The sequence below is a fragment of the Bacillus sp. AFS023182 genome (assembly GCF_002560575.1).
Lineage (GTDB): Bacteria > Bacillota > Bacilli > Bacillales > Bacillaceae_G > Bacillus_A > Bacillus_A arachidis.
In genome coordinates, this window is the sequence record NZ_NTRO01000004.1 from 231,461 (window position 1) to 253,944 (window position 22,484).

25 protein-coding genes and 2 pseudogenes are annotated in these 22,484 nt (G+C 36.1%); 21 read left to right on the plus strand and 6 right to left on the minus strand.

Features of this window, described 5'->3' with window-relative positions; all coding sequences use genetic code 11:
* Positions 1-85 precede the first annotated feature (85 nt).
* From CN288_RS02975 to corA, 7 genes are all read left to right on the plus strand, one after another.
* Positions 86-316: a YqzK family protein gene (locus tag CN288_RS02975; RefSeq protein WP_026590076.1), complete on the plus strand. Its 231-nt coding sequence runs from the start codon at positions 86-88 to the stop codon at positions 314-316.
* 6 nt (positions 317-322) lie between these two features.
* Complete coding sequence (xerD, locus tag CN288_RS02980; protein WP_026590077.1) at positions 323-1,213, plus strand: site-specific tyrosine recombinase XerD; 891 nt, start codon at positions 323-325, stop codon at positions 1,211-1,213.
* A 374-nt stretch (positions 1,214-1,587) separates the two neighbouring features.
* Positions 1,588-2,328: a FixH family protein gene (locus CN288_RS02985; RefSeq protein ID WP_026590078.1), complete on the plus strand. Its 741-nt coding sequence runs from the start codon at positions 1,588-1,590 to the stop codon at positions 2,326-2,328.
* A 364-nt stretch (positions 2,329-2,692) separates the two neighbouring features.
* Positions 2,693-3,877 carry a phosphopentomutase gene (gene deoB / locus CN288_RS02990; RefSeq protein WP_026590079.1) on the plus strand — a complete coding sequence of 395 codons (1,185 nt, stop codon included), beginning with the start codon at positions 2,693-2,695 and terminating at the stop codon, positions 3,875-3,877.
* A gap of 13 nt (positions 3,878-3,890) precedes the next feature.
* Positions 3,891-4,712, plus strand: a complete 822-nt coding sequence (locus CN288_RS02995) for a purine-nucleoside phosphorylase (RefSeq protein ID WP_026590080.1) — start codon at positions 3,891-3,893, stop codon at positions 4,710-4,712.
* A gap of 7 nt (positions 4,713-4,719) precedes the next feature.
* Positions 4,720-6,024, plus strand: coding sequence for a pyrimidine-nucleoside phosphorylase (locus CN288_RS03000; RefSeq protein ID WP_026590081.1), 1,305 nt, complete (start codon positions 4,720-4,722; stop codon positions 6,022-6,024).
* Positions 6,025-6,085: 61 nt separating this feature from the next.
* Entirely contained in the window at positions 6,086-7,048 is a 963-nt protein-coding gene (gene corA / locus CN288_RS03005; protein WP_026590082.1) for a magnesium/cobalt transporter CorA, read from the plus strand.
* Between the two features lie 33 nt (positions 7,049-7,081).
* Here the strand turns inward: corA and CN288_RS03010 are convergent, their stop codons facing one another.
* Entirely contained in the window at positions 7,082-8,371 is a 1,290-nt protein-coding gene (locus tag CN288_RS03010; protein ID WP_098301793.1) for an NCS2 family permease, read from the minus strand.
* 135 nt (positions 8,372-8,506) lie between these two features.
* Positions 8,507-9,169 (minus strand): SIMPL domain-containing protein, encoded by a 663-nt coding sequence (locus CN288_RS03015; RefSeq protein ID WP_026590084.1) that lies wholly within the window; start codon positions 9,167-9,169, stop codon positions 8,507-8,509.
* 159 nt (positions 9,170-9,328) lie between these two features.
* Here CN288_RS03015 and CN288_RS03020 point away from each other — a divergent pair, with 159 nt between their 5' ends.
* Entirely contained in the window at positions 9,329-9,748 is a 420-nt protein-coding gene (locus CN288_RS03020; RefSeq protein ID WP_141527918.1) for a MarR family winged helix-turn-helix transcriptional regulator, read from the plus strand.
* 102 nt (positions 9,749-9,850) lie between these two features.
* A complete protein-coding gene (locus CN288_RS03030) occupies positions 9,851-10,396 on the plus strand; it encodes a hypothetical protein (RefSeq protein WP_026590086.1) in 546 nt (181 codons plus the stop codon).
* A gap of 19 nt (positions 10,397-10,415) precedes the next feature.
* On the opposite strand, the gene CN288_RS03035 is transcribed toward CN288_RS03030, so the two are convergent.
* From CN288_RS03035 to CN288_RS03050, 4 genes are all read right to left on the minus strand, one after another.
* Positions 10,416-11,483 carry an ABC transporter permease subunit gene (locus tag CN288_RS03035; RefSeq protein WP_026590087.1) on the minus strand — a complete coding sequence of 356 codons (1,068 nt, stop codon included), beginning with the start codon at positions 11,481-11,483 and terminating at the stop codon, positions 10,416-10,418.
* A gap of 124 nt (positions 11,484-11,607) precedes the next feature.
* On the minus strand, positions 11,608-12,696 hold the full coding sequence (locus tag CN288_RS03040) for an ABC-2 transporter permease (RefSeq protein ID WP_026590088.1): 1,089 nt from the start codon (positions 12,694-12,696) through the stop codon (positions 11,608-11,610).
* A complete protein-coding gene (locus CN288_RS03045; RefSeq protein WP_026590089.1) occupies positions 12,686-13,567 on the minus strand; it encodes an ABC transporter ATP-binding protein in 882 nt (293 codons plus the stop codon). Before CN288_RS03045 ends, CN288_RS03040 begins: the two co-directional genes overlap by 11 nt.
* The gene (locus CN288_RS03050) at positions 13,533-13,952 is read right to left on the minus strand and encodes a GntR family transcriptional regulator (protein WP_026590090.1); all 420 of its coding nucleotides are present in this window, start codon (positions 13,950-13,952) and stop codon (positions 13,533-13,535) included. The genes CN288_RS03045 and CN288_RS03050 overlap by 35 nt, the downstream gene beginning before the upstream one ends.
* Positions 13,953-14,117: 165 nt before the next feature.
* On the opposite strand from CN288_RS03050, the gene CN288_RS03060 reads away from it, so the two are divergent.
* From CN288_RS03060 to CN288_RS03110, 12 genes and pseudogenes are all read left to right on the plus strand, one after another.
* Positions 14,118-15,311, plus strand: coding sequence for a D-alanyl-D-alanine carboxypeptidase family protein (locus CN288_RS03060; RefSeq protein ID WP_026590091.1), 1,194 nt, complete (start codon positions 14,118-14,120; stop codon positions 15,309-15,311).
* A gap of 173 nt (positions 15,312-15,484) precedes the next feature.
* Positions 15,485-15,835: an anti-sigma F factor antagonist gene (gene spoIIAA / locus CN288_RS03065; RefSeq protein ID WP_026590092.1), complete on the plus strand. Its 351-nt coding sequence runs from the start codon at positions 15,485-15,487 to the stop codon at positions 15,833-15,835.
* The gene (spoIIAB, locus tag CN288_RS03070) at positions 15,836-16,276 is read left to right on the plus strand and encodes an anti-sigma F factor (RefSeq protein ID WP_026590093.1); all 441 of its coding nucleotides are present in this window, start codon (positions 15,836-15,838) and stop codon (positions 16,274-16,276) included.
* A gap of 12 nt (positions 16,277-16,288) precedes the next feature.
* Positions 16,289-17,047, plus strand: coding sequence for an RNA polymerase sporulation sigma factor SigF (sigF, locus tag CN288_RS03075; RefSeq protein ID WP_026590094.1), 759 nt, complete (start codon positions 16,289-16,291; stop codon positions 17,045-17,047).
* Between the two features lie 341 nt (positions 17,048-17,388).
* A pseudogene (locus CN288_RS29385) lies at positions 17,389-17,537 on the plus strand (stage V sporulation protein AA); the annotation flags it as partial.
* Positions 17,526-17,633: pseudogene (locus CN288_RS30160) on the plus strand (stage V sporulation protein AB); the annotation flags it as partial. The pseudogenes CN288_RS29385 and CN288_RS30160, both read left to right, overlap by 12 nt.
* 11 nt (positions 17,634-17,644) lie before the next feature.
* Positions 17,645-18,103 (plus strand): stage V sporulation protein AC, encoded by a 459-nt coding sequence (spoVAC, locus tag CN288_RS03085; protein ID WP_026590095.1) that lies wholly within the window; start codon positions 17,645-17,647, stop codon positions 18,101-18,103.
* Between the two features lie 12 nt (positions 18,104-18,115).
* Positions 18,116-19,132: a stage V sporulation protein AD gene (gene spoVAD, locus CN288_RS03090; RefSeq protein ID WP_026590096.1), complete on the plus strand. Its 1,017-nt coding sequence runs from the start codon at positions 18,116-18,118 to the stop codon at positions 19,130-19,132.
* A gap of 3 nt (positions 19,133-19,135) precedes the next feature.
* Positions 19,136-19,486, plus strand: a complete 351-nt coding sequence (gene spoVAE / locus CN288_RS03095; RefSeq protein WP_026590097.1) for a stage V sporulation protein AE — start codon at positions 19,136-19,138, stop codon at positions 19,484-19,486.
* A gap of 5 nt (positions 19,487-19,491) precedes the next feature.
* A complete protein-coding gene (locus CN288_RS03100; protein ID WP_026590098.1) occupies positions 19,492-20,070 on the plus strand; it encodes a stage V sporulation protein AE in 579 nt (192 codons plus the stop codon).
* Positions 20,048-21,520, plus strand: a complete 1,473-nt coding sequence (locus tag CN288_RS03105; RefSeq protein WP_026590099.1) for a spore germination protein — start codon at positions 20,048-20,050, stop codon at positions 21,518-21,520. Before CN288_RS03100 ends, CN288_RS03105 begins: the two co-directional genes overlap by 23 nt.
* A 95-nt stretch (positions 21,521-21,615) precedes the next feature.
* Complete coding sequence (locus CN288_RS03110) at positions 21,616-22,419, plus strand: Cof-type HAD-IIB family hydrolase (protein ID WP_026590100.1); 804 nt, start codon at positions 21,616-21,618, stop codon at positions 22,417-22,419.
* The last annotated feature ends 65 nt before the right edge of the window (positions 22,420-22,484 follow it).

Here is a 22,484-nt window from a genome sequence, read left to right on the forward strand (position 1 = left end):
GAAGAGGTTTTTTATTTGAATTTAGGTATAAATCGCAGAAAGCTTGGCATATGTTGTAATAACATATATTTTGGAGGAGTTTACCATGCGCCGAGCTTTACAATTAACTTTTGATGGGATGAAGGTATTTTTATTATTTACAGGTTGTACGATTTTGTTTTATTTCGCTATACTATGGGTAAATGAAGAATATGAAAGTTATCATCGTTACGAAAAACCAAAAGAGGAGACAGTAGAAAAAGTATCAGGGAATGAGGAACCGGCAAAAGATGCTTTTGTAAATAGAATAATTTTTTTCTATGAAAATGGGGAGTAGTGTAGATTGGAAGATCAATTAAAAGATTTTATTCATTATATGATTGTTGAAAAAGGTTTAGCAAAAAATACAGTTGTATCTTATGAACGTGATTTAAAAAGCTATGTGAAGTATTTACAAAATGTCGAACAAATAAAAACATTTCATGAAGTGACAAGGATGCACATTGTGAATTTTTTGCAGTATTTAAAAGAGAACGGAAAATCATCAAAAACTTTGGCACGCCACATTGCCTCTATTCGTTCATTTCATCAATTTCTACTTCGTGAAAGAGTGGTAGAACACGATCCATCTGTACATATTGAAACACCTCAAGGTGAGAGGAAATTACCGAAAGTATTGTCAGTGAGCGAGGTAGAGGCATTACTTCAAATGCCCAAAGCGACAAGTGCGTTCGGTATTCGGGATAAGGCTATGCTAGAGTTGTTGTATGCAACAGGACTCCGCGTCTCTGAATTGATAGCACTAAATTTAGAGGATGTTCATTTGACAATGGGGTTTGTTCGCTGCATTGGAAAAGGGAATAAAGAGCGGATCATCCCATTAGGAAGTTTGGCTACGGAAGCAATTCAACGTTATATTGAAAAGGGAAGAAAAGAATTAATGGGGAAGAAAGCAGTCGATGCACTATTTTTGAACCATCATGGTAATCGATTGTCACGTCAAGGTTTTTGGAAGATTTTAAAGCGCTTAGCAAAAGAGGCCAATATAGAAAAAGAGCTTACGCCGCATACATTAAGACATTCTTTTGCGACTCATTTATTAGAGAATGGAGCGGATTTGCGTGCTGTACAAGAAATGCTTGGGCATGCAGATATTTCAACAACGCAAATCTATACGCATGTTTCAAAAACTAGATTAAAAGATGTATATAAACAGTTTCATCCGAGAGCATAAGTATTATGCTCTTTTTATTTTTTATTTATATAAGTACAAATTGAGAAAGTGTTTTAGGTGGGAGAGAATCCGGCCATGCATAGAAGCGGTCAGTTCTTTTTCCTGCCCTATGCCAGGTGAAAACGAAGAGAGAAAATAAGTAGCGGTAACCTTTTGTTCTTTATAGCCGCGACTTATATGTGGGAAAATCAAAATGAATGTATATTGCCAGAGCTAATTAGTAAACGAATAAAGCGTTTTGAGAATAAAAAGTAAGTAGATGTGAGGAATTCACAAAAACTTCACAAACATTTCGTACATTGTTTTCAGCAGAAGGCTGGAATATGAACTGGTATATCCTCTATACTAAATAAAGTATAAAGGAGGAAATCAAAATGAAAAAACTTGTAATTACTTTATTTATCGCGATGCTAGCATTAGCTGGTTGTAATACAAAGAAAGAAGAATCAACGAAAAAAGACAAAATTGAAGAAGTGAAAGTAGCGGTTCAAACAAATCCGAAAGAAATTAAACCAAATGAAAAAACAGAAGTGCAGGCACTTGTTACACAAGGAAAAGAAAAAGTAACGGATGCTGACGATGTGAAGTTCGAAATTTGGAAAGATGGCGAAGAGAAGCATGAAATGCTAAACGGTAAACATAAAGGAAAAGGTGTTTATGCAGTAGAAAAAACATTCCCATCTGATGGTGTGTATCATGTTATTGCACATACAAATGCACGTGAAATGCATGTTATGCCAGAAGTGAAAATAGCTGTAGGAAATGCGAAAGTTGAAGATGCGAAGAAAGAAAAAAGTGGCCATGAAGCAGGGCACGGTGGTCACAAGAGTGATACGATGATTCATCTTATGGCTGGCGATGTAAAAGCAAATAATGAATCAACAATGAAAGTTCATTTGAAGCAAAAAGAAGAAGCGTTAACTGGAGCTGAAGTACAGCTTGAAATTTGGAAAGATGGCGTTGAAAAGCATGAGTTTATTCCCGCAAAGGAAGGGGATAAAGGTGAGTATGTAAGTAAACATACATTTAAAGAAAATGGTGCTTATAAAGTGAAAGTTCATGTGAAAAAAGGTGAACTTCACGAACATAAAGAGGAAACAGTAGAAGTAAAATAAGAAGCGGCTCTTTAGAGCTGCTTTTTTCTTTAGGTTAATGAAATAAATCATAATTTCATTAGCACTTCAGTGCAGAATGGATTACAATAGAAAATGTGAAGAAAATAAGAATTTCTACGAAAATGTATTAAAAAGAAAGCGTAAACATGTTATGATATCAACATGAGATGTCTGACATCTGACTTAGAAAAAATAGGAAAGTTTTTTGCTTCGTTTGAAAATAGAGCGAAGAGGGTTGGAGCATGACTTGAAGAAGTGTTTTAGTAAGTGGAAAACGAGAGAATTCTCATTGATAGCAGTTTCACTTTACAACGTTTTGAACATACTACAAGGAGTGGAACTGAACATAAAGGAGGTTGCAGTTATGAATAAATATAAACGTATTTTCCTAGTCGTAATGGACTCAGTAGGAATCGGGGAAGCACCGGATGCTGAAAAATTTGGCGATTTAGGCTCTGATACAATCGGTCATATTGCTGAACATATGAACGGATTACAAATGCCAAATATGGTGAAATTAGGCCTTGGTAACATTCGTGAAATGAAAGGGATTTCAAAAGTAGAGAAACCACTTGGCTATTATACAAAAATGCAAGAGAAATCTACTGGTAAAGATACAATGACAGGTCATTGGGAAATAATGGGCCTTTACATTGATAAGCCATTCCAAGTGTTCCCAGAAGGATTCCCAAAAGAATTATTAGATGAATTAGAAGCAAAAACAGGACGTAAAATTATTGGGAATAAACCTGCTTCTGGAACTGAAATTCTTGATGAACTTGGTCAAGAGCAAATGGAAACCGGATCTCTAATTGTTTATACTTCCGCTGATAGCGTATTACAAATTGCTGCACATGAAGAAGTTGTACCACTTGAAGAACTATACAGCATTTGTAAAATTGCACGTGAGTTAACACTGGATGAAAAGTATATGGTAGGTCGTGTTATTGCTCGTCCATTCATTGGAGAGCCAGGAAACTTCACACGTACACCAAACCGTCATGACTATGCATTAAAACCATTCGGTCGTACAGTCATGAATGAATTGAAAGACAGTAACTATGATGTCATTGCAATTGGCAAAATTTCTGATATTTACGACGGAGAAGGCGTAACTGAATCTCTTCGTACAAAATCGAATATGGATGGAATGGACAAGCTTGTAGATACATTAAATATGGACTTTACAGGTCTTAGCTTCTTGAACTTAGTTGATTTTGATGCGCTGTTTGGTCATCGCCGTGATCCTCAAGGATACGGAGAGGCGTTGCAAGAATATGATGCACGTCTTCCAGAAGTATTTGAAAAACTAAAAGAAGATGATTTATTACTAATTACAGCGGATCATGGTAATGATCCAATTCACCATGGTACAGACCATACCCGTGAATATGTACCATTATTGGCATATAGTCCAAGCATGAAAGAAGGCGGAGAAGAATTAGCACTTCGTCAAACATTTGCTGATATTGGTGCAACAGTAGCAGAAAACTTCGGTGTAGCAATGCCAGAATACGGAACAAGTTTCTTAAACAACTTAAAGAAATAAGGGGGAAAATATAATGAATCGTGAACTTATTACAAAATCAGCTTCATACTTAAAAGAGAAATTCCAAGAAACACCACAAGTAGGACTTATCCTTGGTTCTGGACTAGGTGTATTAGCAGATGAAATCGAAAATGCTGTAACAGTACCGTATAGTGAAATTCCTGAATTTCCTGTTTCAACTGTAGAAGGTCATGCTGGTCAGCTTGTATTTGGTACACTTCAAGGTGTAACAGTAGTGGCAATGCAAGGTCGTTTCCATTATTACGAAGGATATGACATGCAAAAGGTAACATTCCCAGTTCGTGTTATGAAAGAACTAGGTGTAGAAACAGTTGTTGTAACAAATGCAGCTGGTGGTGTAAATACATCATTTGAACCAGGAGATCTAATGTTAATTACAGATCACATTAACTTTATGGGACACAATCCATTGATTGGACCAAATGATTCTGAAATGGGAGTACGTTTCCCTGATATGTCTGAATCATACACAAAAGAACTTCGTATGATGGCAAAACAAGTTGCAACTGATTTAAACATTAAAATACAAGAAGGTGTATATGTTGCGATGACAGGCCCAGTATATGAAACACCTGCAGAAATCCGTATGCTTCGTACACTTGGTGGCGATGCGGTTGGAATGTCAACTGTACCAGAAGTTATCGTTGCACGTCATGCTGGTATGAAAGTACTTGGTATTTCTTGTATTTCAAATATGGCAGCTGGTATTTTAGATCAACCACTTCATCATGATGAGGTAATTGAAACAACAGAACGTGTAAAATCTAATTTCTTAGCATTAGTAAAAGCAATTGTAAAACAAATGAAGGGATGAGTTTACAATGAGAATGGTGGACCTAATTGCGAAAAAACGTGATGGACATGCATTAACGACGGAAGAAGTAAATTTTATTGTAGAAGGCTATACAAATGGTGATATTCCAGATTATCAAATGAGCTCACTTGCAATGGCAATTTTCTTCCAAGATATGAATGAACAAGAGCGTGCTGATTTAACGATGGCAATGGTAAATAGCGGCGATACAATTGACTTATCAGCGATTGAAGGCGTAAAAGTAGATAAGCATTCAACAGGTGGTGTTGGTGATACAACTACGCTTGTGTTAGGTCCATTAGTAGCTGCTTTAGATGTACCAGTTGCAAAAATGTCAGGCCGTGGTTTAGGGCATACAGGTGGTACGATTGATAAATTAGAAGCAGTTCCAGGGTTCCATGTAGAGATTGAAAATGATGAATTTATTCGTCTTGTAAATGAAAATAAAATTGCTGTTATCGGTCAAAGTGGAAACTTGACACCTGCCGATAAAAAACTATATGCGCTTCGTGATGTAACTGCGACAGTAAACTCAATCCCTCTGATTGCAAGCTCTATTATGAGTAAGAAAATTGCAGCTGGTGCTGATGCAATTGTGCTTGATGTGAAAACAGGTGCAGGTGCATTTATGAAAACGGATGAAGATGCAAAACGTTTAGCAGAAGCAATGGTACGTATCGGTAATAATGTTGGTCGTAAAACAATGGCAGTTATTTCTGATATGAGTCAACCGCTTGGCGAGGCCATTGGTAATGCATTAGAAGTACAAGAGGCAATTGATACATTACAAGGTAAAGGACCGAAAGACTTAGAAGAGTTATGTTTAATACTTGGAAGTCAAATGGTATACCTTGCTGGAAAAGCTTCTTCTTTAGAAGATGCGCGTGAAAAACTAATTGAAGTTATGAACAACGGAAAAGCGTTAGAAGCATTTAAAACGTTCCTAGCAGCGCAAGGCGGAGACGCTTCAGTTGTTGATGATCCTTCTAAACTACCACAAGCACAATTTAAAATTGAGGTAGAGGCAAAAGAAGATGGATACGTATCTGAAATTGTTGCAGATGAAATTGGAACAGCAGCAATGCTTTTAGGTGCAGGACGTGCAACGAAAGAATCTGAAATTGATTTAGCAGTTGGACTTATGCTTCGCAAAAAAGTAGGGGATAGCGTGAAAAAAGGTGACTCACTTGTTACGATTTACGCAAACCGCGAAAATGTAGAAGATGTAAAAGAAAAAATTTATGAGAACATGAAAATAACGAAAGAACATGTGGATGCACCGAAACTTGTGCATGGCATTGTAACGAAATAAGCTGAAAAAGCCAAGGAGACTTCTCCTTGGCTTTTTTGACTGTTTTTTGTTTATAATATTAATGGGTGAAATTATGATTAGAATTTGTGCAGTAACGAAAGAAGATGAAGTATTATATGATGTTTCGTTAGAAGAAACAGGACGAGAAGATATCGTATGGTATTGGCTTGATTTATATAAGCCAACAAAAGAAGAGTATACATACATTTTGCAAGAGCATTTTAAGTTCCATCCCCTTGCGATTGAAGATTGTGTAGAATATGTTCAGAGGCCAAAAGTGGATTTCTATGACGGATATAACTTTTTAGTTCTCCACGCATTTGGAGAAGATGGATTAGAACCGCATGAGATCGATTTATTTGTTAGTGATCGTTATATCGTTTCTTTCCATTTTTCACATAATAATGCGATTGAAAGAGTGTGGACAACGCTTGGCGAGAGAAAACGTATCAAGAAGAGTTCCTTACATGTAGCACATACAATCATTGACCAAATTGTGGATGATTACTTTGCACCTGTTTACTATATTGAAGATCATTTAAATGCAATTGATGATAATTTAACAGGTGATACAGCAGGGAGTGTACTAGAGGAAGTATTCGATATTCGTGCGGATTTATCTAAGCTTAGGCGTACCATTATACCGATGCGCGATCTCTTGTATCGTATTTTAAATTCCACTAGGTTTTATGGTGTAAGCGACCATGAGATTTATTTTAAAGATATTCATGATCATTTGCTAAAGCTTTCAGAAATGATTGAAGCAAGTCGAGAGTTAACAGCTGATATCAGAGATAGCTATTTTTCGTTGAATTCTCATCATATGAACAATATTATGAAAACATTAACTGTTTTCTCGACGATTTTCATGCCACTCACATTCATTGCCGGGGTGTATGGGATGAACTTCGCGCATATGCCAGAATTAGTAGGGAAATATAGCTATTTTATTTGTTTAGCTATTATGGTGTTAATTGGTGGAGGAATGATGGTTTGGTTTTATAAAAAAGGCTGGTTTAAGTAAAAAACGCCGAGGAACTCCCTCGGCGTTTTTTCTCTAGCCAATAGTGTGTAACACAAACATGGCTAAGAATAGGCATGCAATGATATACATGGACGGCGCGACTTCTTTATGCTTTCCAAGAGCGATCTTTAAAATAGGGTAAGCAATAAATCCGAACGCAATGCCATCGGCGATACTATATGTGAGCGGAATCATAACGATAATTAAAAACGCTGGAAATCCTTCTGAAAAGTCGTTTAGAGGGATTTCTTGAATGTTTGAAATCATCAGGCCGCCAATAATAATTAAGATTGGTGCAATGGCACTATCAGGAATTAATTTTACAAACGGAAGAGCAAACAGTGATGCAAAGAACAACATCCCTGTAACGATAGACGTCAGACCTGTTTTACCACCTGCTGTAATACCTGCGGCACTTTCTACTGTTGAAACGGTAGGACTTGTGCCAAATAGACCACATGTCATTGCTGAAATTGCATTTGCTTGATAGGCACGTGGGAATTTACGGTCATCTTCTAATAATCCATGTAAAAGTCCCATGTTCTCAAAAATAAGCACCATGCTTAAGGAAAATGTTGCAATCCAAAACGGTAAGGAAGAAAGCTTTCCAAAGGACATAGCTCCAAATACATCTCCATAGTTTGAGATTGAAAATGAGCTATTTCCAACCTGGCCTGTATCAACAAGACCAAATATCCATGCAATACCGGTTCCAATTGCAATCGTCCATAAAAAGTTCCCACGTACGTTACGAATAAATAACACAAGTGCCACAACAAGAGTAAGCAGTGTTGCTAGAACAACAGGATTACTTAATTTTCCTAATGCAACAGCAGTGTTCGGATTCGAAACGACAAGACCACCTTTTTGCAAGCCAATGAAAGCTAAGAATAAACCAATACCGACAGTGATCGCTTCTTTTAATGACTTTGGAATTGATAATGAAAGCGTGCGAGCAATCGGTGTAAACGCGGCAATTGCAAAAATAATACCAGCGATAAAGACAGCTGCTAATGCTTCTTGCCAACTTAATCCAAGCGTATGCACAGCTGTGTACGTGAAGAATGCATTTACACCCATACCTGGTACAAGAATAGCAGGTGCATTTGCCCAAAATGCCATCAATAGACATCCGACAAATGAGCTAAAAACAGTTGCCAAAATTCCTGCTTCAAGCGGAATGCCGGCATCTGATAAAATGGACGCATTGACAATCATAATATAAACGATTGTGAAAAATGATGTCACTCCAGCTAATATTTCTTGTTTTGGTGATGTGTGGTGTAGGTCTAATTTAAATGTTCTTTCGAGTATTCCTTTCATGTTAAACCTTCTTTTTCATATCCCTCTCCCACCCGTGATATCCCTATGAAAAGGGCCCACCGTCCTTTATTATATCAGAACATAATCTTTTTACAATAAATATAATGAGAACGGTTACTTAAAAGTTAATTGGTGCTACAAATATGTGAAAATGGCTCGAACAGTAGAGATGATTTCGAGTTCCCCAGATTGAATTGGAGGAGCGGCTTGTGCTTGTAAAGTAGCATGAGACATAAATTCACGTGGGACTTGTGCCGATTCTTCAACGAGTGAAAGTGGGACGGGATTAATATTTAAATTATATGAACTTGCAATGATACGAGCTTTTTCTTGAGCATGTTGAACTGCTTGTAAGAGTGCTTGTTGATAGTACGCGTTTGGATGGGAAATAAGAAAACGTAATCCTCTTGCTACATTTGCACCATTTGTAACAGCTATATCATATACTTCCCCAGCTTTTTGTACATTTAAAACGGTAATTTCATACAAATGCTCTACTCGGTAACCTTGTAAGAGTGCTTTTTCTTTCACATATTCATATTGGGGAGTAATTGTATATGAAATGGTTTCTATATCCTTATCGGCGATACCAATTTGTTTAAGTGCATCGAGTAATTGTCTAGAATGAATGGAGTTCTCCTCTTGTGCTTGTTTCACATCTTTATTGTCTGTTCTAATACCAATTGTTAATACAACGACATTTGGTTTTGCTTTTATAATTCCCTCTCCTTGCACAGTAATGGTTGCTTGTTTACCATTGCGGACATCAGGTGAATAAGGGTTCATGCCAACTTGCATTTTTGCTCACCATCCTTTTTATATGTATATGAGTGAAAGAGAGAGAAAATTGTATGTAAAAAGTTACATAATTGAGAAGTGAAAGGAAAGAAAACATATACAATGTAGGTATCGATAGATTATAATATGTGTAAATATTATAAAAAAGGGTCGAGGCTAGTGAACGAAAAAAGAGAAGCACTGATTTTAGATTTATCTGCATCATTTCGAAAGATGATACGTTTATTACAAAATGATATTAATACACGTTTTTCAGAGCATATGCCATATAATGAGTTTTCTGTATTGCGTGCGTTATTTTGGAAGAGCCCGCAAATGGCTTCGCAAATTGCAAGTGAAGTAAACGTAACATCTAGCCATATTACAGCTGTAACAGATCGTTTAGTACGAAAGGGCTTCGTAACGAGAAAACGTTCTGATTCAGATCGTCGTATTGTATATTTAGAAATTACAGATCATGGAAAAGAAGTGGCTGAAAAACTGGAAGCTGTACGTAAAGAATATTATAGAGAGAAATTTAAAGGTTGGAGCGATCAAGAAGTTGAAATGGTATTAGAGTTATTTGGTCGCGTATTATAATAAATGAGGATAGGAAGCGAAATGCTTACCTATCCTTTTTCTTTTGAATAAAAATATTTTGAAACTCCAATACTTTAAGTAAAAAGTATCGGAGGAAAAATAATGAAATATATGGTCTCATTCCTAATTATGATTGGAAGTTTTATATGTTCTAGCACATTGATTTATGCAAAAACACCAATCCAAGTTGTTCAAAAAGAAATGCACTATATTGCAAGTAATCAGCCTGTTTTATATTCGAAATTATGGGTTCGTTCTATGCAGAGTAGAATTTTACTTCATCATAGTAATAATATTCGTGAGCAGGATACACTGCGCAATGTTACAAATTCTTCTCTCGTAAAAGTAAAACAACTTTCACTTGAAAAAGCTTCAAATTACATCCCGAGATTATCTCAATATGTTTCTAAATTTGAAAATAAAAATGTTCAAGTGTATTACGTTGCTGTGCGTTATGAAGTGAAGAAAGAAACTCCATATCAACTAAATGGAATGAATTACTTTCTTCAAGTATTTGTTCAAGAGCAAGGAGATTGGAGAATTGCTGAAAGTATTGTAGCTCCTACAGATCAAATAATAGAGAATGGCGATGGTTTTGGAATGAAAGAAGAGAAGGAATATGGAAAAAGAAGAGAGAATGTGAAATAACCTCCTTGGGGTGAGGAGGTTATTTTGCATATAAAGAAAGCTTGTGTTTTAACAGTCGCTGCAAGATAATATATGTCAGTATGCCAGACCCTATAAAATAAATATAGTAAAGAGGTAAAGAATTACTACCATCAATAAAAATAGTACCGCCAAGAAGTGCGAAACAAATAGAAGTACAGATTAAGAAATACTTATGAAGTCTTGGATATAGCAATATTTTTCCGTTATGTTCATTCGGAGCGCGTGTATATAGATAAGCTCCTAGCGGAAGACAAATGAGTATATAGATAACAGGGCTTAACAGTGCCCAAGCAGACGGGGTGTGATGATAAGTAGGTCCTGTTCGTATGTTTCCGAATTCATCTTCAAAAGTGTCCCTCTGTGGATCATAGTTGTAGTTAATACGAAACTGATTAAGAGGAGCTACTACACTTATATTTTCTGTATATTTTTCATATTTAATGTAATTATAATTGTACTCTTCTCGTGATAAATCTATATGTAGTGCGAAAAAAGGGAACGCAAGCTGAAAGATGTATAAAGGTAAAATGATAATAATGTAACTTAAAACACTTTGTGAAATCACATTTCCTGTAATCGTCCCAATAAAGAGCGTAAATGTATAAACTGCAATTAACGTAATGATTGTATAAGCAAAGTATACATGAAATGGTGAAAAGGATTGGTATTGAACGTGTATCGTGTTTTTATAGATGATAAACATAAGAAGCCAACTAAGGCTAAGCGCACTTACGATATGAACAATGCCTAGTAACCATTTTGATAAAAATAAGTGCGACCGTTTAAATGGCATAGACCAAAGAAAATCGATACTTTGGTTATTGCGTTCCCATCCGATTAAGAGGATTGCTAATACCATTAATAGAAGACCTGGAAACAGTATCGCGTCCGCTCCCTCTAAATGATACATATAATAAGTATCTGTTGTCGTGCGTAAATACTCATCTGTGTGCTGTGCGGCAGCATAATATTTATATGGTAAGGCGTATAAAATACTTAGCCAAAAGAGCGTAATGACATATTTTCCTTGTTTATAATTCCGTATCCATAAAGCTTTATGAAACATGATCCCACCTCAATTCGTATTTATCCCACATTAACGGGCAGTAAGACCCACACCTCAAAATTCAGAGAAAAACGAGGAAGATAGGTGGGGGATACAGAAAACCCCCACTGAATAAAGTTTCACTTTATCTCCCTCCAAAAGCAAACTTCAATTTTAATAGACGTGTAAAAATGAAGTAACTTATGATAGCGAATAGGAAAAATCCAATATAATAAGACAGAAGTGCATCTCGTCCGCCTAATATTCTACCGCCAAGTAATCCGAAGCATAGAACAGTACAAAGCATGAACCACCTTTGTAAGCTAGGAAACAATAGTATTTTTCCGTTTTGTTCGTTCGGTGTACGTGTGTATAGAAAAATTGATAATGGTAAAAAGATCATGATGTAAGCAAATGGTGTTAATAGTGTCCAAGGAGAAGGCACAGAAGTATGCTCCATTGGATTGTCCTGTAGTACACTAGAAAGTTTATTTCCATAGTCATCAAATGTTTCTATCGGATGGTAATCATAATTAATAGAAAAAGATTCTAATGGTGAAATAATCCCTACATGTTGTAAGTACTCATGAGTCTGCACCTCTATTTCTCCCATTGCCTCTAAAGACCATTGTGTATGGGTATAAATGAATCCAGAGATTAATAATACGGAACCGTATGGTAAAAATAATAAAATTGCCGTTAAGCTACTTTGGGAGAAAATATTTCCAGTAATAGTTCCGATAAATAAAGTGAATGTATAAATAGCAATGAGTACAACCGTAGCATATACAAAGTAACTATGGAACGGAGTAAAGACTTGATACTCATTGTGAAACGATATGTTTTTTATTCCGTACATGCTAATCCAGCAAATTATGTGTACTGTAATAATATTCAAAACGCCAAGCAACCATTTTGTTAAAAAAATATCTTTTCGCTTAAAAGGCATCGAGAATAGAAAATCAGTAGATTGATTGTTACGTTCCCATCCAGTTAAAAGACAAGCCAGTGCAATAAGAATGGCTCCTTGCGTGACGAAGGGATTATCGAATGTATTAAAAGAGTAGGAATAATAATACACATAGTCATCCAGTTTCATTTTTGATTGGTTAAGCGCCGTTTGTGCTGCTTGATAATATTTATAAGGGAGTTGATACAAACTAATTAACCAAAACAATAGAATTATATATTTTCCTTGTTTCCATTGTCTCATCCATAAAGCTTTATGAAACATGCGAATCCTCCTCAAACGTTGTGACAAATATATCTTCGAGTGACATTGGTAATTCTTCTAATAAAATAGGCTGTTCTTTATGAAACTTTTCTAATGTAGCTGCTACATTGCCCTCAATTAAAATCGTGTACACTTTTCCTGTTTGATTTAATATTTTTACATGATTTAAGTTTTCTAGTTTTTGTGGTAGTGAACGTTCATAAGCGACTTGTATTTTTGCATAGCGAGATTTCGTATCTTCTAATGCTGTAATCGATGCGATTGTATGATCTTTTAAAATAATAACCGTGTCTGCAATTTTTTCCACTTCATCTAAGTGATGAGTAGAAATGAGAATGGTAATCTCACGTTCTGCTACTTCTTCAATTAAAAATTGTAAAATTTGTCTTTTTACAATTGGGTCAAGCCCATTGGTTGGCTCATCTAAAATAATGTATTCTACACCTGTACAAAACGCTAGAATCATAGCAAGAAGTGCCTTCATACCTCGTGAATAACTGCGAATGCGTTTTTCAGGTAATTTAAAACGTTCTAGCAGCTTATAGAAATGTTCTTCATTAAAATTGTGATAAACAGCTTTATAAAACTTCGCGATTTCTTTTACTGTATACCCGTTTAATACATTCGTGGAATCTGGTACATAAGCTACCTTCTGCTTCGTTTCTGGATGTTTATGAACATCTGTTTCGTCGTATGTAACAGTACCTTCATCTGGGTCTAAAATACCAACGAGTGTTTGAAGTAAAGTAGTTTTCCCCGCACCGTTTCTTCCGAGTAATCCCACAATACTTCCTTTTTGTAATGTGAAAGAAATATTGTCTAAAATGACTTGATTATCAATTGTTTTTTTGAGACTCGTCACTTTTAGCATCCGTATTCCCTCCTAGTTCTTTATAGTACGAATCTATCCAATCGTGAATTTTTTCTTTCGTAATCCCAAGGTAAGAAGCCTCTAGTAATAATTGATGGAAGTGTTTTTCAACCATAGCGATTTTCCTTTCATCTAATGTTGGTGTAATCGATTGGGAGACAAATGTACCTTTTCCTCGCAGTGTTTCAATAATTCCTTGTCGTTCTAACGCCTGGTACGCTTTGCTTACTGTATTTGGATTAATGACAAGAAGTGAAGCGAGTTCACGTACAGATGGTAGTTTATCGTTTGGTGCTAACATATTTTTTAGTACGCGTTCTTTTATATTTTGAACAATTTGTTCCCATATCGGAGTGTTGCTTCTTGGATCGAGTTGAATGTGCAAGAGCAATGTCTCCTTCCTGATGAATATTAAGTGTACTACTAGGTGTAATACACTTAATACAATATATGTGATGAATTTATTTGTCAATACGAATTTATAGAAAAATATGGTATAAAAACACGTTGATTGGAAAAAATAGGTTTGATATAGAATGGAGGGTTAGTCATGAGGCGAGTTTTTGGAATACTTGTTTGTTTCATGTTGCTATTTTCTGGTGTTTCGGTTGGCTTTGCAGAATCTAAGAAAGCGCAGTCTGAAAAAACAGAAATAGAAGCAGGGCCGAAGTTAGCGGAGCAAGCATCGTCAGCAATTGTTATTGAGCAAGATACGGGTAAAGTTTTATTTGAGAAAAGTCCAAATGAAAAATTGCCACCTGCTAGTATGACAAAGATTATGACAATGCTATTGATTATGGAACAAGTTGAAAAAGGAAAACTAAAACTAGAGGATAAAGTTAGAGCAAGTGAGCATGCAGCTTCGATGGGTGGTTCACAAATCTTTCTTGAGCCGGGTGAAGAAATGACAGTGAATGAAATGCTAAAAGGGATTGCAATTGCATCGGGAAATGATGCATCTGTTGCAGTTGCTGAGCATATCGCTGGTTCAGAAGAAGGTTTTGTAAACATGATGAATAAAAAAGCGAAGGATTTAGGATTGAAAAATACACATTTCCAAAATCCAACGGGTCTTCCAGCGAAAAATCATTATTCAACAGCATATGACATGGCAATTATGGCGAAAGAGTTGATGAAGTATCCACTCATTCGAAAATATACAGGAAAGTATGAAGATTACTTACGTGAAGATACAGAGAAAAAATTTTGGCTCGTGAATACGAATAAATTAGTTCGTTTTTATCCTGGGGTGGATGGGGTGAAAACAGGTTTTACAACAGAAGCTAAATATTGTTTAACAGCATCAGCTGAAAAAAATGGCATGCGTGTCATTTCTGTTGTCATGGGAGCTCCAACATCAAAAGAACGTAACAATCAAGTAACAAAGCTCCTTGATTATGCATTTGGACAATATACAACGAAAAAATTGTATAAGCGCGGTGAAAAAATTCAAACCGTAAAGGTAGGAAAAGGTAAGAAAGACAAGGTAGATTTAGTTGCATCAGAAAACGTATCTCTTTTGATGAAAAAAGGCGAGAATATGGACAAGATAAAACAGGAAGTTATTGCTGAAAAGAAAGTAAAAGCACCGATTAAAAAAGGTGATGCACTCGGTACACTTGTTATTAAAAAAGATAAGGATGTTTTATTAAAGCAAACGATTGTAGCGAGAGAAGATGTTGCTGCAGCAAGCTGGTGGGAGCTATTTAAAAGAAGTTTAGGGACGTTTTCAACATCGAAATAGCGGCAAAAATATTGCCGCTATTCTATCTGTATACATGAAATAGGTAGAATAATTGCTGAAAGATTCACATTATGGCGAAATAGTACTTCTTTTGTCAGTAGGAAGGATTCTTATTTTATGTTCACGAAAATCTTATGTACATGAGTAAAGTTTAAGCATAAGGAGGAAATCGTGTGAGTCTTTCCGTGCATTTAGAAGTAAAGCGTGATGTCTTATGTGTAAGGCTGGCGGGTGAACTAGATCATCATACTGCTGAAGAGTTGCGAGCAAAAGTAACGGATATGATTGAGACGCATCGTATTCATCATATTGTATTAAGTTTAGAAAAATTAACATTTATGGACAGTTCTGGTCTTGGTGTTATATTAGGCAGATACAAGCATGTTAAAAGTTTAGGAGGGGAGATGGTCGTTTGTGCAATCTCACCTCCTGTAAAACGTTTATTTGAAATGTCAGGTCTGTTTAAAATCATTCGCTTAGAAGAAAGTGAAGCGCATGCGCTCGCGACATTGGGGGTGGCATAAATGAGAAATGAAATGAACCTTCAATTTTCAGCATTAAGTCAAAATGAGTCGTTCGCTCGTGTTACAGTTGCTGCTTTTATCGCACAATTGGATCCAACGATGGAGGAATTGACAGAGATTAAAACAGTTGTGTCTGAAGCAGTCACAAATGCAATTATTCATGGGTATGAGGGGAATGCTGAAGGTGTTGTTTACATTTCAGTGATTTTGGAAGAAGCAATGGTGAAACTCACGATTCGAGATGAAGGGGTTGGCATTTTTAACTTAGATGAGGCAAGGCAACCTCTTTTTACAACTAAACCTGAATTAGAGCGTTCCGGAATGGGATTTACTATCATGGAAAATTTTATGGATGAAGTAGAAGTCATTTCAAATGAATCTTTCGGGACAACAATCCATTTGACAAAATACTTATCAAATCGTAACGCTCTATGCAATTAAGGAGAATTGCCTATGGACATAGAGGTCAGAAATGAGAAGAAGAAACCTCAGTTAAAGGACCACGAGTTAAAAGCGTTAATTCAAAAAAGTCAAGATGGAGATCAAGGGGCGAGAGATACGATAGTCCAAAGTAATATGCGGCTTGTATGGTCGGTTGTACAACGCTTCCTCAATCGAGGATATGAACCAGATGATCTATTTCAAATTGGCTGTATTGGGCTCTTGAAGTCGGTAGATAAATTTGATTTGTCTTTTGAAGTGAAATTTTCAACCTATGCAGTTCCAATGATTATTGGAGAAATACAGCGATTTTTGCGTGATGATGGATCAGTGAAAGTAAGTCGCTCTTTAAAAGAGACTGGAAATAAAATTCGAAAAATGAAAGATGAGCTTTCTAAAGAATATGGAAGGGCTCCAACAATTAATGAGGTAGCAGAGGCGCTTGAACTAACGCCAGAAGAAGTGGTTCTTGCACAGGAAGCGAGCCGTACTCCATCATCCATACATGAAACGGTTTATGAAAATGATGGAGATCCTATTACAATCTTAGATCAAATTGCAGATCAAACAGAAACGAAATGGTTTGATAAAATCGCCTTAAAAGAGGCGATTAGAGAATTGGATGAGCGCGAACGTTTAATTGTATATTTGCGCTATTATAAAGATCAAACTCAATCAGAAGTAGCAGAGAGAATTGGAATTTCACAGGTTCAAGTATCAAGGCTTGAAAAGAAAATATTAAAACAGATGAAAGATCGAATAGATGAATAGCCATCTATTCGATTTTTTGTATTAGACTAGACGGCATTGATATTTCAACTAAACTTGGAAAGAAAAAAATCATGAAAAAGTTGTATCTTATGTTATTGTTGTTATCTTTTCCAAAACCAAAGAATTTCAATCATCTGGAAATATTTACAGAATTTATTGGTGGTTTAGTAAATTTAAAATATAAACTTGTCATAATAAAAAAACATCTGTACTCACATGGTGCAGATGTTTTTTTATTTAAATCGGTAGTAAATCTCTAATACTTTTATGAAAAAAGTTGTATTAGAAAAATTTCCAAAAACCATACTACAACTACGAGGAATAGTGAAGAGATGAGTGGAGTGGAGCGAACAATCTATCTCAAAATGCGAAATAGGCTGAGGGTATCTCCTTCATATGAGGTGAAGATTGAAGAGGTTGCACAAGTTGTTGGAGATTTTAGCATAGTAGAGAAAATAAAAAACAACTTGTTTATAAAATCACAAAACGTGTCGGAGGAGATGGGAAAATTGTGGTTCTACTCGTTGCACTTGTGCTTGGGAAGGTAATGGGGTCTTTGTTTCATTGGATTTATTTTGCAAGGTAGGAGGTAATAAGATGACACAAAATAAATTAAAAGATGATTACATACATAAAGTAAAAGATTATCACCCAAAGTCAAATTATGTGATGAATTGTGTAAAAGCGTTTGTCGTAGGGGGCCTGATTTGTACAGTAGGTGAATGCTTGATGAAATTTTATATGCACTATTTTCACTTCAGTGAGCAAAATGCCGGAAATCCTACAATAGCAACGCTTGTGTTATTATCAGCTGTGTTAACGGGATTGGGTGTGTATGATAAAATCGGTCAATTTGGGGGGGCTGGTTCAGCAGTTCCTGTTACTGGATTTGCAAATTCAATGGCAAGTGCGGCAATTGAGCATCGTAGTGAGGGAATTGTACTCGGAGTTGCGACAAATATGTTTAAGCTTGCTGGAAGTGTAATTGTCTTTGGTGTTGTTGGAGCATACATTGTTGGTCTAATTCGATATACGTTTAAACTTTGGTTATCTTAAAGGAGACTAGATATGAGATTGACAGGGAAGCAAACATGGGTATTTCAAAATAATATATTTGTGAATGCAACAGGTACTGCTGTCGGTCCAAAAGAAGCGGAAGGTCCTCTTGGAAAGTGTTTTGATATTTCATATGATGAATTGCACTGTCAGGAAGAGAATTGGGAACTCGCTGAAAGACGATTGATGAATGATTCAATTCAGCAAGTCATGCAAAAAGGAGATGTAAAGCCTTCGCAAATTGATTTTCTTTTAGCAGGCGATTTATTAAACCAAACTGTTACAGCAAATTACGTGGCTCGGGAGCTTGGAATTCCTTTGTTAGGCATGTTCAGTGCTTGTGCGACATCAATGGAAACATTAGCAATTGGATCGGCTTTTATTGATGGAGGATTTGCTAACCGTGTGATAGCTACAGTTAGTAGTCATAATGCAACTGCCGAACGGCAGTTCCGTTATCCGACAGAATACGGGGGGCAAAGACCTGGTACAGCAACATCAACTGTTACAGGAGCAGGGGCAGTTTTAATTAGTAAAGAACAGAGCAATATTAAAGTAACAGCTGCAACCATTGGGGTAGTGCAAGATTTAGGAATTGCAGATCCTTTTGATATGGGGTCAGCAATGGCGCCTGCTGCCGCTCATACAATTCAACAGCATTTTGAAGATTTAGGAAGAAGCGCAGCAGATTATGATCTAATCGTTACAGGTGATTTATCAGGTGTTGGAGCGCCAATTACGAAGCAACTTTTACTCGAGGAAGGGTATGATTTAGGGAATGTATATAATGATTGCGGATTAATGATTTATTATGGGGATCAAGAAGAGGTCTTTGCAGGTGGAAGCGGGTGTGCTTGTTCGGCAGTTGTAACATACGGTCATTTATTAAAAGAAATGCAAAAGGGAAACTTACAACGTATTTTTGTAGTTGCAACAGGAGCATTGTTAAGCCCGATTATGATTCAACAAAAAGAAACGATTCCGACAATTGCACATGGGGTTGTATTTGAAAGGGTAAAAGGGGTGTGAATTGTGGATTTTATATATGCGTTTATCGTTGGAGGAGCTATCTGTGTTATAGGACAGATTTTATTGGATTTTGCTAAATTAACCCCTGCACATTTGATGGCAACGTTTGTAGTGATTGGAGCGATTTTAGATAGTTTTGGACTATATGATAAGCTCATAAAATTTGCAGGTGCAGGTGCAACTGTTCCTATAACGAGCTTTGGACATTCCCTTTTACACGGGGCACTAGAGGCGGCTGAAAAACATGGTTATTTAGGAATTGGAATTGGCATGTTTAGCTTAACTTCTTCAGGTATTTCAGCAGCGATATTATTTGCATTTTTTGTAGCACTTATATGTAAACCGAAAGGATAAATCAAATGAGACGAAGGGTTATCTTGGTGACAGATGGAGATGAATATGCAAAAAGAACGATTGAGCTGTTAACAAAGGAATTTGGCGGAAGGTGTATTTCTGCATCGCAAAGCAATCCAACAAAATTGACGGGAAAGAAGATTGTGGAGCTAATTATGCAAACGCCATATGACCCTGTATTTGTTATGTTTGATGATAGTGGATTTATAGGGGAGGGTTCCGGTGAAAAGGCGCTAAAATATGTGGCAATGCATAAACAAATTGATGTTCTTGGTATTTTAGCCGTTGCATCTAATACACATCATTGGGAGTGGGCTCGTGTAGATATCAGTATAGATCGAGAAGGCAGATTAACAGAATATGGTGTTGATAAATTCGGACTCCCCGATGGTGAAATTGGCAGAATTAATGGAGATACGATTTATTGTTTAGATGAATTAACTGTCCCTGTAATTGTAGGGATTGGTGATATAGGAAAGATGTGTAGAAATGATGAGTGGGAGCGAGGATCGCCAATTACAAAAAAAGCAATTCAATTAATTTTAGAAAGAAGTGGGTTTTATGACGAAACAAAAGAAAGTTAATATCCCGATTTCTTCCTTCATAAGTGATAATGAAAATTATTTGAAACAAACAGCTGGACTTGGTGTCACATTTGATGTAGGAATTCGTAAGTTTCAAATTCTTGATAAAGAGATTGGTGTATTATTTGTAAATGGATTGTGTGATACAAACTACATTATTCCGATTTTAGAAGAAGCAGTTGATACAAATGAGATAAGGGATGTTGGTGAGAATACCGTAAAGCTTTTAGAAAATCGACTTATCCATCAACAAGTAAGTAAAGTGAAAACGATGGATGAAGTAATGCTACAAGTTTTATCTGGTCTTGTAATTATTTTTGTAGAAGGTGAAACAGAAGCTTTTGTAATTGATGTTCGTAGTTATCCAGGCCGAACACCGACAGAGCCGGATACAGAAAAAGTAGTGCGCGGGGCAAGAGATGGTTTTGTGGAAAACATTGTTGTTAATACAGCATTGATAAGAAGACGTATTCGTGATCCGCGCCTTCGAAACGAAATTATTCGGGTGGGAGATAGATCGCAAACGGATATTTGCATTACGTATGTTCAAGATGTTGCGAATCCAGATTTGATAAAAATTATTAAGCAAGAGCTAGAGAGTATTGAAATGGATGGCATTACAATGGCAGATAAAACGATTGAAGAGTTTCTGGTTAAACAAAGTTATAATCCTTTTCCACTTATTCGTTATACAGAAAGACCTGATGTAGCGGCAAATCATTTATTAGAAGGACATGTATTACTCATTGTTGATACATCACCAAGCGTAATGATTACACCAACAACTTATTTTCACCATGTACAGCACGCGGAAGAGTTTAGGCAAAATCCGGCAGTTGGTACATTTTTGAGATGGGTTCGTTTTGTAGGTATTATATTTTCTTTGTTTTTATTACCGTTTTGGCTTGTTTTTGTGTTCGATCCAACGTTGTTACCAGAAAAACTTGCTTTCATTGGACCAAATAAAATGACCAATCTCCCTATATTGTTACAAATAGTTATGGCCGATATTGGAATTGAATTTTTGCGAATGGCATCGATTCATACACCAACTCCTCTATCATCAGCTACCGGCTTAATTTCAGCGATTTTAATTGGGCAAATTGCAATTGACGTTGGATTATTTGTTCCAGAAGTTATTTTATATACAGCGGTTTCAATGATTGGAATATATGCAACACCAAGTTACGAATTAGGACTTGGAAACAAACTAGGGAAATTATTTGTTATTATTTTAACTGGCTTCTTCCATGAGATAGGATTTGTAATTGGCATGACGATGTTAATTTTATTTTTAACGTCCATCAAAAGTTTGCAAACACCATATTTATGGCCGTTTTTACCATTTGACTGGGGAGCATTAAAAACAATATTATTACGCCCGACCATGTCTAGTTTAAAAGTGCGTCCAAGTATTGTCCATCCACAAAATATACGTAGACAAAAATAAGCAGGATCGTTCTCCTGCTTATTTTTTATTATAAATTTATCGTTTTGTAACAAAAAGACAACATTTTTTTCGTACACTTAGAGTAGAAATTGTGTATGAAAGGGGAAGAGAGCATGATCAAACTATTTGTAAGTGATTTAGACGATACACTCGTTTATAATGTAAGCCATATTCATAAAGAAGATGAAAAAGCACTTTGTTGGTTAGCGGAAAAAGGAACGAATATTTGCTTTGCTTCTGGCCGTTTTACACATAGGATCCAAGATGTGGTTAGAAGATTCGGATTTCCATATTATACGACGGGTTTAAATGGAGCTACTATGCTATTACCAAACGGGCAAATATTCCATGAATCGAAATTTAATGATCAAGTTGCCCAGGAAATATATCGATATATACATGAAAAAAGACTAGCTGATATTGTATGTGCAAAAGAGCAGAGATATACCAAAAAGAAAAATGAACATCATTATGCTTTTGAAGAATATATGAGTGTGCATATTGCGGAGATAGAAACATTAGAAGAAGAGTTTGGTAAAACAGTCCATCCTTCAAAGTTGTTTGTGTATGGAGAAGCAGAAAAGATTGTGACATTAGATGAAGAGCTAAGAGAAACTTTTCATGAGCAAGCTGAAATTTTTATTTCTGGAAAAGGCTATGTGGATATTATGCCAATAGGGGTTAGTAAAGGAAGTGCTTTAAAACGGTTGATGAAGCATTTAAACATTGAAGCGCATGAAGTGGCATGTATTGGTGATTCTTTTAATGATATTTCCATGTTTACAGTAACACCACATTCTTTTTCTCTTCATCATGCACATCCCTATGTAAAGGAAAAGGCGCGTCACGTTGTTCGTTCTGTAGAGGAAGCTATTATGAAGTTACCCCTGCTTGTATAAAGTGAAACATTTTGAGATGAGAGTGTAACTGTCCGCAAATAGTGGGATAAATCCATTTTGTTTTC

Excerpts from the sequence above, each read along its gene's own strand:
- deoB (WP_026590079.1), top strand. The coding sequence starts at position 2,693 with ATGAATAAATATAAACGTATTTTCCTAGTCGTAATGGACTCAGTAGGA.
- CN288_RS03100 (WP_026590098.1), top strand. The coding sequence starts at position 19,492 with ATGAGACGAAGGGTTATCTTGGTGACAGATGGAGATGAATATGCAAAA.
- CN288_RS03010 (WP_098301793.1), bottom strand. The coding sequence starts at position 8,371 with ATGAAAGGAATACTCGAAAGAACATTTAAATTAGACCTACACCACACA.
- CN288_RS02985 (WP_026590078.1), top strand. The coding sequence starts at position 1,588 with ATGAAAAAACTTGTAATTACTTTATTTATCGCGATGCTAGCATTAGCT.
- spoVAC (WP_026590095.1), top strand. The coding sequence starts at position 17,645 with ATGACACAAAATAAATTAAAAGATGATTACATACATAAAGTAAAAGAT.
- spoIIAB (WP_026590093.1), top strand. The coding sequence starts at position 15,836 with ATGAGAAATGAAATGAACCTTCAATTTTCAGCATTAAGTCAAAATGAG.
- corA (WP_026590082.1), top strand. The coding sequence starts at position 6,086 with ATGGGTGAAATTATGATTAGAATTTGTGCAGTAACGAAAGAAGATGAA.
- CN288_RS03110 (WP_026590100.1), top strand. The coding sequence starts at position 21,616 with ATGAAAGGGGAAGAGAGCATGATCAAACTATTTGTAAGTGATTTAGAC.
- spoVAD (WP_026590096.1), top strand. The coding sequence starts at position 18,116 with ATGAGATTGACAGGGAAGCAAACATGGGTATTTCAAAATAATATATTT.
- CN288_RS03000 (WP_026590081.1), top strand. The coding sequence starts at position 4,720 with ATGAGAATGGTGGACCTAATTGCGAAAAAACGTGATGGACATGCATTA.
- CN288_RS03040 (WP_026590088.1), bottom strand. The coding sequence starts at position 12,696 with ATGTTTCATAAAGCTTTATGGATGAGACAATGGAAACAAGGAAAATAT.
- CN288_RS02995 (WP_026590080.1), top strand. The coding sequence starts at position 3,891 with ATGAATCGTGAACTTATTACAAAATCAGCTTCATACTTAAAAGAGAAA.
- CN288_RS03060 (WP_026590091.1), top strand. The coding sequence starts at position 14,118 with ATGAGGCGAGTTTTTGGAATACTTGTTTGTTTCATGTTGCTATTTTCT.
- CN288_RS03015 (WP_026590084.1), bottom strand. The coding sequence starts at position 9,169 with ATGCAAGTTGGCATGAACCCTTATTCACCTGATGTCCGCAATGGTAAA.
- CN288_RS03035 (WP_026590087.1), bottom strand. The coding sequence starts at position 11,483 with ATGTTTCATAAAGCTTTATGGATACGGAATTATAAACAAGGAAAATAT.
- CN288_RS03030 (WP_026590086.1), top strand. The coding sequence starts at position 9,851 with ATGAAATATATGGTCTCATTCCTAATTATGATTGGAAGTTTTATATGT.
- sigF (WP_026590094.1), top strand. The coding sequence starts at position 16,289 with ATGGACATAGAGGTCAGAAATGAGAAGAAGAAACCTCAGTTAAAGGAC.
- CN288_RS02975 (WP_026590076.1), top strand. The coding sequence starts at position 86 with ATGCGCCGAGCTTTACAATTAACTTTTGATGGGATGAAGGTATTTTTA.
- CN288_RS03045 (WP_026590089.1), bottom strand. The coding sequence starts at position 13,567 with ATGCTAAAAGTGACGAGTCTCAAAAAAACAATTGATAATCAAGTCATT.
- CN288_RS03105 (WP_026590099.1), top strand. The coding sequence starts at position 20,048 with ATGACGAAACAAAAGAAAGTTAATATCCCGATTTCTTCCTTCATAAGT.